General features: G+C 62.2%; 14 protein-coding genes. 7 read left to right on the top strand and 7 right to left on the bottom strand.

Annotated features, from left to right (window positions below):
- Positions 1 to 103: 103 nt before the first annotated feature.
- On the top strand, positions 104 to 880 hold the full coding sequence (locus FHW97_RS00195) for a S1/P1 nuclease (protein ID WP_171797705.1): 777 nt from the start codon (positions 104 to 106) through the stop codon (positions 878 to 880).
- Positions 881 to 1,110: 230 nt separating this feature from the next.
- Entirely contained in the window at positions 1,111 to 1,563 is a 453-nt protein-coding gene (locus FHW97_RS00190; RefSeq protein WP_028657620.1) for a YaiI/YqxD family protein, read from the top strand.
- A gap of 337 nt (positions 1,564 to 1,900) precedes the next feature.
- On the opposite strand, the gene FHW97_RS00185 is transcribed toward FHW97_RS00190, so the two are convergent.
- Positions 1,901 to 2,602, bottom strand: coding sequence for an SDR family oxidoreductase (locus FHW97_RS00185; RefSeq protein WP_370525313.1), 702 nt, complete (start codon positions 2,600 to 2,602; stop codon positions 1,901 to 1,903).
- Between FHW97_RS00185 and FHW97_RS22305 the strand changes: the two genes are divergently transcribed.
- Entirely contained in the window at positions 2,550 to 2,675 is a 126-nt protein-coding gene (locus tag FHW97_RS22305) for a hypothetical protein (protein WP_354491126.1), read from the top strand. The two genes, FHW97_RS00185 and FHW97_RS22305, sit on opposite strands and share 53 nt — an antisense overlap.
- Positions 2,676 to 2,741: 66 nt before the next feature.
- On the opposite strand, the gene FHW97_RS00180 is transcribed toward FHW97_RS22305, so the two are convergent.
- The 3 genes from FHW97_RS00180 to FHW97_RS00170 all read right to left on the bottom strand — a co-directional run bounded on the left by FHW97_RS00180 (position 2,742) and on the right by FHW97_RS00170 (position 5,061).
- Positions 2,742 to 2,927 carry a hypothetical protein gene (locus tag FHW97_RS00180; RefSeq protein ID WP_171797703.1) on the bottom strand — a complete coding sequence of 62 codons (186 nt, stop codon included), beginning with the start codon at positions 2,925 to 2,927 and terminating at the stop codon, positions 2,742 to 2,744.
- Between the two features lie 80 nt (positions 2,928 to 3,007).
- Positions 3,008 to 4,498, bottom strand: coding sequence for a PepSY domain-containing protein (locus FHW97_RS00175; RefSeq protein ID WP_171797702.1), 1,491 nt, complete (start codon positions 4,496 to 4,498; stop codon positions 3,008 to 3,010).
- Positions 4,495 to 5,061 carry a hypothetical protein gene (locus tag FHW97_RS00170; protein ID WP_171797701.1) on the bottom strand — a complete coding sequence of 189 codons (567 nt, stop codon included), beginning with the start codon at positions 5,059 to 5,061 and terminating at the stop codon, positions 4,495 to 4,497. The genes FHW97_RS00175 and FHW97_RS00170 overlap by 4 nt, the downstream gene beginning before the upstream one ends.
- A gap of 150 nt (positions 5,062 to 5,211) precedes the next feature.
- Here FHW97_RS00170 and FHW97_RS00165 point away from each other — a divergent pair, with 150 nt between their 5' ends.
- Positions 5,212 to 7,557 (top strand): TonB-dependent receptor, encoded by a 2,346-nt coding sequence (locus FHW97_RS00165; protein ID WP_253941495.1) that lies wholly within the window; start codon positions 5,212 to 5,214, stop codon positions 7,555 to 7,557.
- 189 nt (positions 7,558 to 7,746) lie between these two features.
- On the opposite strand, the gene FHW97_RS00160 is transcribed toward FHW97_RS00165, so the two are convergent.
- Both FHW97_RS00160 and FHW97_RS00155 read right to left on the bottom strand, forming a co-directional pair.
- Positions 7,747 to 8,025, bottom strand: a complete 279-nt coding sequence (locus tag FHW97_RS00160; protein WP_171797700.1) for a hypothetical protein — start codon at positions 8,023 to 8,025, stop codon at positions 7,747 to 7,749.
- A 58-nt stretch (positions 8,026 to 8,083) separates the two neighbouring features.
- A complete protein-coding gene (locus FHW97_RS00155; protein WP_253941494.1) occupies positions 8,084 to 8,956 on the bottom strand; it encodes a helix-turn-helix domain-containing protein in 873 nt (290 codons plus the stop codon).
- Between FHW97_RS00155 and FHW97_RS00150 the strand changes: the two genes are divergently transcribed.
- From FHW97_RS00150 to istB, 3 genes are all read left to right on the top strand, one after another.
- Positions 8,955 to 10,160: an MFS transporter gene (locus FHW97_RS00150; protein ID WP_171797699.1), complete on the top strand. Its 1,206-nt coding sequence runs from the start codon at positions 8,955 to 8,957 to the stop codon at positions 10,158 to 10,160. The two genes, FHW97_RS00155 and FHW97_RS00150, sit on opposite strands and share 2 nt — an antisense overlap.
- A 603-nt stretch (positions 10,161 to 10,763) precedes the next feature.
- The gene (gene istA, locus FHW97_RS00145) at positions 10,764 to 12,287 is read left to right on the top strand and encodes an IS21 family transposase (protein WP_082350231.1); all 1,524 of its coding nucleotides are present in this window, start codon (positions 10,764 to 10,766) and stop codon (positions 12,285 to 12,287) included.
- 11 nt (positions 12,288 to 12,298) lie between these two features.
- Positions 12,299 to 13,039, top strand: a complete 741-nt coding sequence (istB, locus tag FHW97_RS00140; protein ID WP_171797698.1) for an IS21-like element helper ATPase IstB — start codon at positions 12,299 to 12,301, stop codon at positions 13,037 to 13,039.
- Positions 13,040 to 13,061: 22 nt separating this feature from the next.
- Here the strand turns inward: istB and FHW97_RS00135 are convergent, their stop codons facing one another.
- Positions 13,062 to 13,373, bottom strand: coding sequence for a transposase domain-containing protein (locus FHW97_RS00135; RefSeq protein WP_171796500.1), 312 nt, complete (start codon positions 13,371 to 13,373; stop codon positions 13,062 to 13,064).
- Positions 13,374 to 13,483: the final 110 nt, after the last annotated feature.

Raw genomic sequence — 13,483 nt, 5'->3', positions numbered from 1 at the left:
AAGCGACCAAGCCCGTAGCGCTGCGCCCTGTCGCAGCGCCGTTGTCCCCATCGCGGAGCCCCGCTAACGACGCCCGATCGCAATCTCCTTGGAGAACAGACGCATGCGCCGATCCTTGATGGTTGTTCTCTCGCTAGCGCTGGCTTCGCCCGCCCACGCCTGGGGTCCCGAAGGCCATCGCATCACCGGCGCGATCGCCGATGCCAACCTCAGTGGCCTGGCGCGCGCGCAAGTCCACCTCCTACTCGGCTCGGAAGACCTGGCCCAGGCGGCAACCTGGCCCGACGAGATGAAATCCGATCCCGACCCGTTCTGGCAGAAGCAGGCCAGCCCGTGGCACTATGTCACGGTCAAGGGTGACGACTATGTCGCCAGTGACGCCCCGCCCGAAGGCGATGCGATGACAGCCCTCGCCCGGTTTACCGCGACCTTGCGCGACCCGTCAGTGCCGATCGAACAGCGGCGCATGGCCCTGCGCTTCATCGTCCATATCATCGGCGATCTGCACCAGCCGCTGCACGCCGGCGCCGGCACCGATCGTGGCGGCAATACCGTCCAGGTCACCTGGTTCGGCAAGCCGACAAACCTCCACAGCGTGTGGGACTCGGCCCTGATCGAGCAGCAGGGCCTGTCCTATTCCGAATATGCCGGCTGGCTCGCCCGCGCGATCACCCCGGCCCAGGTGGTGGCCTGGAACCAGCGCGATCCGCACGTCTGGATCCGCGAGAGCGTGGCCCTAAGCAAGACCATCTACCCCACCGACCCGGCACTGTCGTGGAGCTACGCCTACCAGCACCGTCCCGAGATCGAGGACCGCCTCAAGCGCGCCGGGGTGCGGATCGCGGCCTATCTCAATGCGGTGTTCGAACCGGCGCTTTGAGACTGACCTCAACGGCGCGGTGCGCGGTCTGATGCGGCAATGTCGGGGGCTTGCCGCGGCACCGCCATGCGATCGCTGCGCCACTGCTGGCGAGCGCCGGCGGCCATTGCGCGGCAGCGTTAGCAGCGCGCTTGGCAACCATACCGCAGGGCCCAGGATGATGGTGTCGCAGCATTTTTGGCAAAAAACCGGTTCCCCCTCTTTCGTGCGATGCTCTACGGCAGGTCATGATGCAGATACTGATCGACGCCGACGCCTGCCCCGTGAAAGAGGAAACCTACAAGGTAGCGCTCCGCTACAAGGTTCCTGTGGTTGTCGTCAGCAACAGCCCGATCCGGGTGCCGCACGACGCGCTCATATCGCGCAAGGTCGTGAGCGACGCATTCGACGCGGCCGACGATTGGATCGTCGAGAACACACTCGCCGACACGTTGGTAGTTACCGCCGACATTCTGCTGGCCGATCGTTGCCTGAAATTGGGCGCCACGGTCATCGCACCAACTGGCAAACCCTTCACGAGCGCCTCAATCGGTAGCGCCATCGCCATGCGGGCAATCATGTCCGATCTGCGCGCCGGTGGCGAGCAGTTGGGCGGCCCCGCCCCGTTCAGCAAGGCCGATCGCTCGCGCTTTCTCTCCGCGCTTGATGAGGCGCTGACCAAGCTGCAGCAACGGAGCAGATGACGCTGAGTTGGCCGATTTCGCCACACAGAGAGACGATTGGGGGTCAAATCAGGGGAGCACGCCTAGCTTTGATCGGTCAGGCTGCGATCCGCACCAAATGTGCTTGCGGCGCTGGCCCGGCAATGCCGGGCGAAGTCTCAAGCACGCTAATTTCGCTTAACGTCCGGCAACGGCCCTGCGACGGCGCGTATCGTCACCATAGCCGAAGACTTGCCCAAGTTTGCGCGCGCACCTTGCGCTGCCCCACCCGACGCAACCGGGCGCCTGTATCATGATGGTCCAGCGACAAGGAGGGGCGGCGCTTCCGGCTAAGCTGGGCGGCGCCGTCCTGTCCGGATCAGATCTGGGCCATGCCCCCATCAACGAACAGTTCGATGCCATTGACATAGCTCGACTGGTCGGAGGCCAGAAACAGCACTGCCTTGGCGACTTCTTCGGGCTGGCCCACGCGGCCGAGCGGCACCTGCCCAGCCATGAAATCGAGTAGGCCCTGCTGGGCTGCGGCGTCAGGGCCCGCCAGTTCAACCAGGCCCGCCGTCTCGATCGGCCCCGGGCTGACCGTGTTGACGCGGATTTTGTGGTCCTTGAGGTCAAGGATCCAGCTGCGGGCGAAATTGCGCACCGCCGCCTTGGTGGCCGAATAGACGCTGAAGGCCGCCGCGCCGGTGATCGCGGTGACCGAGCTGGTGAGCACCACCGAGGCGCCATCGCGCAGCAGTGGCAAAGCCTTTTGCACGGTGAACAGAACGCCCTTCACATTGGTGTCGAACGTCTGCTGATAGTGTTCCTCGCTGATGGCGCCCAACGGGGCAAAGCCGCCACCACCCGCATTGGCGAAGATCACATCGATCTGGCTATGGCGCTGCTGAACCGCATCGTAGAGGCAGTCGATATCGGCAAGCTTCGACATATCGCTACGCACGGCGGTTACCCGGCCGCCGATCACTTTCACCGCCGCATCCAGTGCGTCCTGGCGGCGTCCGGTGATGAACACCGAGGCTCCCGCTGCGGCGAACGACCGCGCGGTGGCAAGGCCGATGCCCGAGGTGCCACCGGTGACCCCTGCGGTGCGCGCGCTGATCGACCATCTGGCGGCAACGTTTCCGAAGTAACGAACGCGGCAGATGCTGCAAATTCCGCAATGTTTTTTGCACGATCGCCTGAAGCCAAAGCACCTGTCACGCATTCGGGCACAGGATAGCCGCCAACAGCAGGAACAGCGTATGATCACCGATAATAGTACCGCCCACAGCATGAAGTGAGTAGGCTTTTACCTGCAAGACCCTGCTCATTTGATGCAGGAGGATGGTTGTTATGGCGCCGTAGCCCAGCGATTGACCAGTTGGACTGCGCCGAAGGTGCATGCTTGCTCCTTCGGCGCACCGGAACTCTCTCTTGGAGGTGGGCGCAAAGATTGCCGCGACCCATTCCCATGATTTGACCCTCAGGGAAGCGGACGCGGCCAGCTTGATCGCAGCAGCCCAATTGCAGTGATGACGATGACGCCATCTACAACAAAACCCGCGAAGTCTGTCGCGCCGTGCATGAACTGCGTCGCATGTATTCCTGCGGAGGCCAGCAGCAGCACACCGGAGGCGATGCGTCCCGCACTGGCCAGGTCGGCTGCGGAGCTCGCCGTTAGCGCCGACGCGATGAGCGCTGAGAGAAGCGTGACCGTTGCCCAGACCGCTACCAAGGTCCCGTCCGGCATCCGGCCATGGAGCAGCAGAGCAAGCAGCACCGTCGTGGCTATTGCGACCGGTTGTCCCCAACTGATCGCCGCCCACAGCCGTTCCCATCCTGGTGCCGCTCGCCCTTTGTCGCGCCGCCGCGCCAGCCAAATGGTGATCCCCGATGCAGTGACGACGCAGAGCGCCAGACCCAACAACCCATAGGCGAGGCGAACGGCCATCCCACCGAACCAGCCAAAATGCAGCGGGCCCAGCGCGCCAAGTATCCGTTCACCGACGGTCAGGCCCGCAGGATGCTTTTCGGCAACTATCCTGCCGGTGGCATCAAAAGTGATATTGTCCTGCTGCGCGATCAACCGACGCCGCGATGCCGACAGTTCCAGCCGCATATCGCAGCGGCTCCAGTGGCTGACCTCGATCTGGCGCAGTTGCGCACCGGGCGCACGGTCGCGCGCTACGGCAATCAGCGTTGCTACATCGGGCATGGGTGCTGGCCGGGCGTCTTCCTTCGCCTGCGGCGGCGCCAGCAGGGCATAGACCTGCTGACTATCGCCACGAAACAACAGGAGCGCAAGAATGCCGACGATCACGGTGCTCAGTCCCAAGAGTGCGCCGGTGAGTGAGACGATGATATGAAAAGGCAGCGGCCAGACACCGAGACGGTTATGCAAATCCGCCTGCTCCAGCCGCAGCGACCCGCCAAGCCGCAAGTGAAAGGCGTCCCGGAAGATACGGGGATGGGCAAGAATACCGGAAATCAGCGACGAAAGGAGCGCAACTCCCGTCAGGCCGACCAGAAAGCGACCCAAGGTCTGCGGCAGGTGCAACCGCGTGTGCAGATCGACCAGAAAGTCAGTCCAGGGCGATTTCGCGCGCATTGCGAGATGGCCATTGGCATCGGCGTACCAAGCCTCGTCATCCGCGTCATTGCCCGACGAGAGCAGAAGACGCGGGAAGTCGTCACTTGGCAGCAGAACGTAGAAATTCTTGTCGGTCCCTACCCTGCTTCCCATCTCGACGACAGCGCGTCCGATCGCCGCATCGCTGGCGACCGGGAAGGTCGGGGCGGCCGGTTGCTCCCACCGCTGAAAATCACGCACGAAGACGCTGAGCGTGCCACTCAGGCAGACGATGTAGATCACGGCGGCAAAGGCGATGCCCAGCACAGAATGGCCGTTCAGCACGGCGCGCACGATCTCGCTACGCCAAAGGCCGCCACGTGGGCGTTCGGCAGGACGGCTCATGCGATGCCTCCCAGAAAGGCGAGGCCAAAACCGAGGATGGTTGTGCCCCCCAGCACGGCCGTCGCCCGGATAATCCGCTGGTCAGCGAGAGTCCAAGTCATGGCCAGCCCCCAGAGCGCCGGGACTAGCAGGGCGGCGACTAACAGGCGGGTTTGAATCGCACCGGGCGCCCAGGCAGCATAGCAGAATGCTAGTGCCATCGCCGCGAGCATCCCGAGGGGCCCGGCCAGAAGGGCCTTGAGCCAGCCACGCCATGCGCGCGACTTGCCGTCCAGCGGCGCAGGGGCAAGCCGTGCTCGCCGGGACTCGCGCGCCGCGCGTCTGGTTGCGCCGTGCACCACAACCAGCAGACTGCCCACAGGCAACAGCGTCAGGGCGTAGGCGAGACCGAGCATCGGCCCGATCCAGACCGCTGATGCGAGCAGAGCACCGACCAATATGCCCCAGCCGGTAAGCCTGAAGTCAGGGCGCTCCCGCTCCCGGTCTGTCCAAGCGCATCGCAGGAACCAGCTTCCGCCAATACCTGCACCCACGAACAGGGCGGACGTCAGAAACGGAATCACCAGGCCCCTCGCCACCCAGCGTATGCCTGGTTGATGCCAGTGCCGCCAACCGGCGCGAATGTATCTCCAAACAAGCTCATTGTCGCCCCATCTCGATCTTTTCGAGAGTCAATTAATGCAATTGACTCTCAAGAGCAACGTTAATAGTCGATGCGCAGCCAACTCGGGGGAATAGCCATGTCCAATATCGGCACGCGCTTCGGCGCGCTTGCAATGCTTCTGACAGCCGCGGGAACGGCCCATGGTGCCACACCGGAGATGGTTCCAGCGAATAGCCCGGAAGATCAGTCTGCTGGTCAGCAAGGCGCGGCAGAAATCATCGTTACCGGGCAGAAATCGAACCGGACGCTGCAGGACACACCGGCGAGCGTCGCGGTGACGACCAATCAGGCGATTACCAGCCAGAATTTGCTGAGCGTCTATGACGTCCTCGAGCGCACCCCCAACCTGTCGATCAGCGGCAATCGCACCACCTTTTCGATCCGCGGCATTGACGCGTCCAACGTATCGGGCAGCGGCGACGGCGCACTGGCAAGCGTATATCTGGATGGCGCCGTTCTCCCGCAGGTCGCGCTCAGTGTCGGGCCACTCGATCTTTATGATATCGCGCAGGTCGAGGTGTTCCGTGGGCCGCAATCGACCGTGCAGGGGCGTAACGCGTTAGCCGGGGCCGTCATCATTCGGACGACCGATCCGACCTATCAATGGAGCGGCAAGGCGCGGCTGCTCATGACCGACAAGGACGGCCAACGCCGTGCGGGCGCGGCGATCGGCGGTCCGCTTATCGATGGGCAACTCGCGTTCCGGATTGCTGGCGAGATTGCCCGCGCCGATGGCCTCGTCCAAAACGTCACATTGCACACCGATGGCGACCGACGCGAATCCGAGACCATCCGCGGCAAGCTGCTGCTCACCCCCGCGGCATTGCCCGAACTGCGCATTGTCGCGACCTATCTGCATGACCGCCACCAACGCGGCACAGATTGGACGCAATTTGATGCACCCTATACGCTCACGCAGCGCGTTGCGACCGAAGACGTTCCCGACATCCTCACCGTCAAGAGCGACATCGCGACACTTGAGGCCGACTATGACCTTGGCGGTGGCTTCAAGCTCACTTCGGTCACCAATTACAGCAATATTCGCAGCCTCAATACCTACGATCAGGATCGCAGCGCCACGCCGGGCCAGGTCGGCATGATCCGTGATCCGAGCAAGACGTTTCAGCAGGAACTGCGCCTGAACGTCCAGAAAAGCTGGGTACAGGGCCTGGTCGGTGCCTATTACCTGCGCGACGACAATCGCGATTATCTCTTCCGCGCCACGCAAAATCTGGGATTACGCCGCCTTGGCATCGACCGGACATTGCTGGGGATGGGGATGCCGCAGGCGACGGTCGATACGGTCATCAATCTGTATGGCGGCACGGTGCCGATCGCCAACACACTCACCCAGCCACGCCTCACCAAGAACCATGCCGCCTTTGCCGACCTGACGTTCCCCCTCACCAACAAGCTGCGCCTGATGGCCGGGCTGCGCTACGATCACGAAAGCCAGAATCGCGGCTCTGTCCAGACCGTTGCCATCACCGGCGCATTGCCAGATCCGACGGCATTATCTCCCGCACTGGCGCCGATCGTCACCCAGTTGAACGCCCTGTTGCAGGCGACCGCCGCGAACGCCACCAGCATTCTTCCCCAGCGCACAGTCACTTACCAGGCCTGGCTCCCCAAAGCGGGCATTACCTATGACCTGACCCGCGACGTGTCGCTTAGCCTGACGGCGCAGCGCGGCTATCGCGCGGGCGGGTCCGGCCTCAACCAGCAGCGCGGGCAGTATTATGAATACAACCCGGAATACACATGGAACTATGAGTTCGCCGTGCGCTCGCAATGGTTCGACCGCAAGCTGACGGTCAACGCCAACGTCTATTATATCGACTGGAAGGACCAGCAGGTCTCCGTCCAACTGACGCCGGGGTCGGTGTTCGATACGCAGGTCGTCAACGCCGGCAAGTCACGTCTCTATGGTGCCGAACTCGAAATCAGCGGGCGGCCCACACCGGAACTCAATCTCTTCCTGGGCGCGGGTTACAGCAATACCCGCTTCGAGAATGCCGCATCCTCGACCGGGACACTCTTCCAGTTCGTGCCTGGCAACCAGTTCAGCAGGGCGCCCCACTGGACGGTATCAGGCAGCGCAACCTGGCAGCATCCCACGGGGCTCTTCGCCAACGTCAACGCGAACTATCGCAGCGGCTATTTCCAGGACATCGTCAATCAGCCTGCGATCCCGCCCGAGCAGGATATCCGCGGCCGCACGCTGGTAAACACCAAGCTGGGCTGGCAAGGCGACCATTTCGGGGCGTTCGTCGTTGTCAGCAATATCTTCAACGTCCAGAAGCCGACCCAGAGCTTCGTTGATCTCAACGGTCACCTCCGCGGTGTCGTGAACGACCCCCGCATCATCGGCCTGTCGTTCGAAGGTCGATTCTGAATGAGATGGGGCCGCGTACAATAGCCATCACCGCCCATGGCCATCCCGGGCGAACTGCCGGGCAAACGAGGCATGCAGATGCACCTTGGTCCGGGGGCCTTGCGAACGCCCCGGACCATGTGCCCAGATTCAGGCTGGTGCCTGCCAGCCAGCCTGATCATCCAATGCGCGCGCTGCTGGAACCGCGCATCACGCTTGAACGCCAGCCTTTTCGGCGCGGTTCGGCCTAGCCGTTGACCGCGCGCCGACGGACTGTTTCACCTGTTGGTGCAGGGCGATCGCCAAGGATGCGCTGAGCGCGGCGGCGAATCGCTGCACCGGATCGCCGACGATATCGGTTATGAAACAGCAGACGCGTTCGATACCGCTTTCCGCGAACGCCTTCCGCATCCCACTGGCCCGCTTTGCCAGAATGACAGGAGGAGCATAATCCATCCAAAATTTCTGCCGTTCGGCTGCTTTTGCCACCGGCCAAAAGCTGTCCTTGGTTCACCGCAAGCCTGACCAGTCGCGGCCCGGGGTTGCGTTAGCTATTCGATCGGTAATGACTCGGCGCCACGCCGATCAGGCGTTTGAACATTGTCGTAAAGGCAGCCGGGCTTTCATAGCCCAGGTCAAAAGCAATGGTTGTCACGGCATCTCCAGCAGCCAAGCGCGGCAGCGCGATGAGCAGGCAGGCTTGCTGTCGCCAGGCACCGAAGCTAAGCCCGGTTTCACGTCGAAATGCACGCGTGAATGCGCGGCGTCCCATCCCCAAATCGGAACTCCACTGGTCGATCGTATCGTGGGCACTGGGCGCTTCCAGGAAAGTTCGGCATTTTCGCGCGATTTCGACATGCTGGGGAAAGGGGACGGCCAACGGCATTGTCGGTGCTCGGGCAAGTTCAGCGAGCAGAAGCGACATGACCAAACCATCGCGCCCATCGACATCATATTCGGGAGGTATGTCGCATGCGGCTTCCAGCAGGTGGCGGAGTAGCGGCGAGACTGGGATGACCTTGTTGGCATTTCCCAGCGAGCCGGGCACATCCGGTTCGATTAGAACGCTGCGCGTGCTCACTTCACCGACCATCCGCACAGCATGGCTGACACCGCCGGGCGTCCAGATGGCGCGTTCGGGCGGAGCGACCCAAGCGCCGTGTGGCGTGCTGACGACTACCACACCTCGAGCCGCATAAAGCAACTGGCCGCGGCGATGCTGATGCCAATCGAGCTCGAATGCAGGAGGGTATTCGTTGCTGATAGCGACAATGGGGCGGTCGATATGCTCAACCAAAGCTGGATCGGACCAAGGCATTTGGATGTCCCACATGAAGAAGTGAATGGCCCATACCGGAATGCGGGACAGCTTGGAACGCTCTAAGGAATGGCGCGACCACCACCAACGAGTGCCTGCCATGAACGCTACGAAAGCCGCCTCGCAATCAGCCGATACTACCGTGTATGGCGTGATCGTGGCGATCAGCTTCTGTCATTTGCTCAACGACATGATGCAGTCGCTGCTCCCGGCTATCTATCCCAATCTCAAGACGGAGCTCGGCCTATCGTTCAGCCAGATCGGCCTTGTCACCCTCGTTTACCAAATGACGGCATCGATTCTGCAGCCCCTGGTGGGGCTCTACGCAGACAAGCGCCCGACCCCCAATGCTTTGCCCGGCGGTACCTTGTTCTCATTGGCCGGGCTTCTCTTGCTTTCCGCTGCGCACAGCTACGAGCTCTTGCTGGTCGGCGCGGCCCTGCTGGGCATGGGCTCCTCGGTATTTCATCCTGAGTCGTCTCGCGTCGCGCGAATGGCCGCAGGTGGCCGCCATGGTCTGGCCCAGTCCATGTTCCAGGTGGGCGGAAATGCTGGCTCTGCGCTGGGCCCGCTGGCTGCCGCGATCGTGGTGATGCACTGGGGCCAGTCGAGCCTCGCGTTCTTCGCAATGCTTGCGCTACTGTCCTGTGCAATCTTGTGGAACGTCGGCCAATGGTACAGGCATCGAGGCCTGGCACGTCTCTCGCTCAGTGTCGCCGGCAAGCGGGCTGCGCCACCTCTGCCTAGGAAAAAGGCTCTCGGCGGGATTGCGATCCTGCTTGCCCTGATCTTCTCGAAATATGTCTATCTGGCCAGCCTCACCAGCTACTTCACGTTCTACCTGATCCATCGTTTCGCGGTGAGCGTGCAGGTGGCCCAGTTGCACCTGTTTGTCTTTCTTGGAGCGGTCGCGGTCGGAACCATCGCAGGTGGACCGCTGGGAGACAGGTTCGGTCGGAAACATGTGATCTGGTTCTCGATCCTAGGCGCGCTGCCGTTCACGCTGCTGTTGCCACATGCCAGCCTGTTCTGGACGGGGCCGCTGACGGTCATGATCGGCCTTATCCTGGCATCAGCCTTTCCCGCGATCGTCGTCTTCGCGCAGGAACTGGTGCCGGGGAAAATAGGGATGATTTCGGGATTGTTCTTCGGCTTCTCATTCGGAATGGGCGGCATAGGTGCGGCAGTCCTGGGCGAGGTCGCTGACCGATCGGGCATCGACGTGGTCTACGCGGTTTGCGCATTCCTTCCCGCGATCGGGTTATTGGCCGTCTTCCTGCCCAATCCCACAGAACGCAAAATCTAGAAGAAGCCGCGGGTTCCACCGCGAATATGGTGGCGGCACGCGGCGAAGGTCCGCTGTTGGGTACTTCCATGTTGTGTTTACGGTGCCCGCCGAGATTGCTGCCATCGCTTGGGAAAACTGGCCGATGGTCTGACGCGCGTGGCGGCAAGCCGGGCGCGACGGACGCGAGCGGCCGGCTCATCTACGATCACGATGAGAGGAGATTGATGATCACCCGACCGATTGACGGCCACCCGGCGACCGCGACCAATGGCGGAACTATCGGCATTGCTGCCATCGAAACTCCACCGTGTGAGCGTCCCAACGGTGCTTTCGCTGCCTATCTCCGGGGTCCGGACGCCACCAAACTCACCGCGCGGGCGAAAGCAGCGCGGTGACGCGCAGTGCTTGCGCTAATCGGGGCCTTGTAGGGATCCGGTGCGGATTCCGATTTGATGCCGGCCACGATTCCGATTTGATGCCGGCCGGGATTCCGATTTGATCCCGGCCACCATTCCGAGAAATTCCCGGTCACCTTGTTTGGGGTGCGGAGCCTGATCGTTGGCGCCATCTTTTCGGCTGAATAGCAGCCGGGAGGGATGGATGCCGACGAGGAGGCCAAAGATGCGCGATGTGCGCGAAGTGATGAGACTGCATCGCGAGGGTGCCGTGGCGATGCGGGAGATTGCCCGGATGACTGGGATCGCCCGTTCAACGGTGCGTGACATGATCCTGCGCTTCGATCGATCGAACCTTTCATGGCCCGTGCCGTCCGAGATCAGCGATGCAGAACTGGAGATGCGCCTATACGGCCCGGCCGGGGTGAAGCCGGGGCGGCGTAAGCTGCCAGAGCCGGACTGGTCGGTCGTAGCGCGCGAGATGAAGCGTAAGCACGTGACGCTGCAGGTGTTGTGGGAAGAATACATTGCCGAACACCCTGACGGCTATCGCTATAGCCGGTACTGTGACCTGTTCAGGGGCTGGGAAGGGCGGCTGCCGCTGACGATGCGGCAAAGCCACGGCGGCGGCGAGAAGCTGTTCATCGACTATGCCGGTGACAAGGTTCCGGTGATCGATCGCGAGACCGGCGAGGTCCGTGAGGCGCATATCTTCGTCGCGGTGATGGGCGGCTCGAGCCTGTCGTTCGCGCTTGCGACCTGGACCGAACAGATGGGCGACTGGATCGAAGGGCACAACGCTGCCTTCGCCTTCTTCGGCGGGGTGCCGCAGTTGCTGGTGCCCGACAATGCCAAGGTCGCGGTGATCAAGGCGTGTCTGTTCGATCCCATGGTCAATCGCAGCTACACCGATATGGCCCGCCATTACGGCACTGCAGTGCTGCCGACACGGCCCAGAAAACCACGGGACAAGGCCAAGGTCGAGGCTTGCGTCGGCATCGTCGAACGCTGGCTGCTGGGGCGACTGCGCAACCGGATATTCCATAGCCTGGCCGAGCTCAACGCTGCGATCACCGACTGCATGGTGCGGCTCAATGACGTGCGGGTGGTGCGCCAGTTCGGGAAGACCCGTCGCCAGATGTTCGAAGAAATCGACGTGCCGAGCCTGAAGCCGCTGCCGACCGATCCCTGGGTTCACGCCGAATGGAAGCGGTGCCGGGTCGGGCTTGATTATCACATTGCACTTGAGCGGCACCATTACTCAGTACCCTACCGCTATGCCCGCCGTGAGGTCGAAGCCCGCTTCACGGTGCGCACGGTGGAGATATTCCTCGGCGGTGAGCGCATCGCGGTGCACATGCGCGGCAGTGGCAACGGACGCCACACGACGATCCCGGACCATATGCCATCCAGTCACCGACGCTATGGTGAGTGGACGCCGGCGAAGATCCGCGAAGAAGCAACCCGCATCGGGCCGATGCTGTTGCTGTTAGTCGAGAAAATCATCGAGGGACGGCCCCACCCAGAGCAAGGCTACCGATCCTGCCTTGGGATCATCGGGCTTGAAAAGTGCTTCGGCGCTGAGCGGCTCGAAGCCGCGGCATTGCGCGCGCTGGAGATCCAGGCCCGCACTTACCCCTCGGTCAAATCGATCCTCGAAAAGGGGCTCGACAAGGTTCCGGTGCCCAAGTCCCCCGATCGCGCACCGATCGACCACGACAACATCCGGGGCTCACAATACTACCACTGAAAGGAACCAGAGTGCTCAAACATCCAACCCTTGATCTGCTGGACCAGCTTGGTCTGCCCGGCATGGCGCAGGCTTTTGCCGACCTTGCCAACAATGATGAAGCGGCCGGCCTGAGCCACGCCGAATGGTTGGCGCTATTGCTCGACCATGAAGCCACTTACCGCAATGACCGACGTCTGGCGTTGCGTCTGCGCCATGCGCGATTGCGCCATCACGCTGTGCCCGAGGACGTCAATTACCGCGCCCCGCGTGGTCTTGATCGCCGCCTGTTCGACATGCTGATCAAGGGGGATTGGATCGCAAAGCACGAGAACTGCGCGATTATCGGGCCAACTGGGATCGGCAAGAGTTGGCTGGCTTGCGCGCTTGGCCATCAGGCGTGCCGCGACAACCGTTCGGTGCTGTACACCAGGCTGCCACGGTTGATCGAGGAACTGGCACTTGCCAAAGGCGATGGCCGCATTGCCGCCCGAATGAAGAGCCTGGCCAGGGTCGATCTGCTGATCCTTGACGATTGGGGCCTCGATCCCCTCGACGGCAATGCCCGCCACCATCTGCTCGAAGTCCTTGAAGACCGATATGGTCGGCGCGCGACCCTTGTAACCAGTCAGCTCCCTGTGTCCCGTTGGCACGAACTGATCGGCGATCCCACTTATGCCGATGCCATCTTGGACCGCCTTGTTCATAACGCACATCGGCTAGAAATCAGCGGCGAGCCCATGCGCCGCCAAACCACCGCCGTCGCGGCTTGACCACCACCGAAACTCAGTGCCATTAGCAACCAGCGATCAGGCTCACGCTGGCCGGCATCAAATCGGAATCGTGGCCGGGATCAGATCGGAATAGCCGACCGGCATCGTCGGAATCCGCAGGGCGTGATTTGATGAATGTCCATCGGCTAGCTGGCGCGGAGCCGGCGGAATTCAGGCAGCAATTTCCTTGTATGTGTCGCTGCTGAGCAACCCTGCAGTGCCATGGAAGGAGTTCGTGAAGTCGGGTCTGGCGTATGTCCGCAATTCTGGCGAGGACGTTGGTGAACCAGGTAAGCGGATTGGCGTCGTCGACCCGGGCGGTAAGTTCGCAAATGAATGCAACCTCAAAACCGACATATCATCCAACCGGCAAGGCGCCGCTTTGCGGATGTCTACGCAGATGGCGCGACCTAAACACTCGGAAGACTACCAAAATCTCATGGC

This window comes from Novosphingobium sp. SG754 (assembly GCF_013149315.1).
Classification (GTDB): domain Bacteria; phylum Pseudomonadota; class Alphaproteobacteria; order Sphingomonadales; family Sphingomonadaceae; genus Novosphingobium; species Novosphingobium capsulatum.
Note: the sequence above shows the minus strand (reverse complement) of the source record. Positions and strands in the feature narration are given on the sequence as shown.

Coding starts and splice junctions, on each gene's coding strand:
- FHW97_RS00195 (WP_171797705.1), top strand. CDS start 104: ATGCGCCGATCCTTGATGGTTGTTCTCTCGCTAGCGCTGGCTTCGCCC.
- FHW97_RS00190 (WP_028657620.1), top strand. CDS start 1,111: ATGCAGATACTGATCGACGCCGACGCCTGCCCCGTGAAAGAGGAAACC.
- FHW97_RS22305 (WP_354491126.1), top strand. CDS start 2,550: ATGAACACCGAGGCTCCCGCTGCGGCGAACGACCGCGCGGTGGCAAGG.
- FHW97_RS00180 (WP_171797703.1), bottom strand. CDS start 2,927: ATGCACCTTCGGCGCAGTCCAACTGGTCAATCGCTGGGCTACGGCGCC.
- FHW97_RS00175 (WP_171797702.1), bottom strand. CDS start 4,498: ATGAGCCGTCCTGCCGAACGCCCACGTGGCGGCCTTTGGCGTAGCGAG.
- FHW97_RS00165 (WP_253941495.1), top strand. CDS start 5,212: ATGCGCAGCCAACTCGGGGGAATAGCCATGTCCAATATCGGCACGCGC.
- FHW97_RS00150 (WP_171797699.1), top strand. CDS start 8,955: ATGAACGCTACGAAAGCCGCCTCGCAATCAGCCGATACTACCGTGTAT.
- FHW97_RS00155 (WP_253941494.1), bottom strand. CDS start 8,956: ATGGCAGGCACTCGTTGGTGGTGGTCGCGCCATTCCTTAGAGCGTTCC.
- istA (WP_082350231.1), top strand. CDS start 10,764: ATGCGCGATGTGCGCGAAGTGATGAGACTGCATCGCGAGGGTGCCGTG.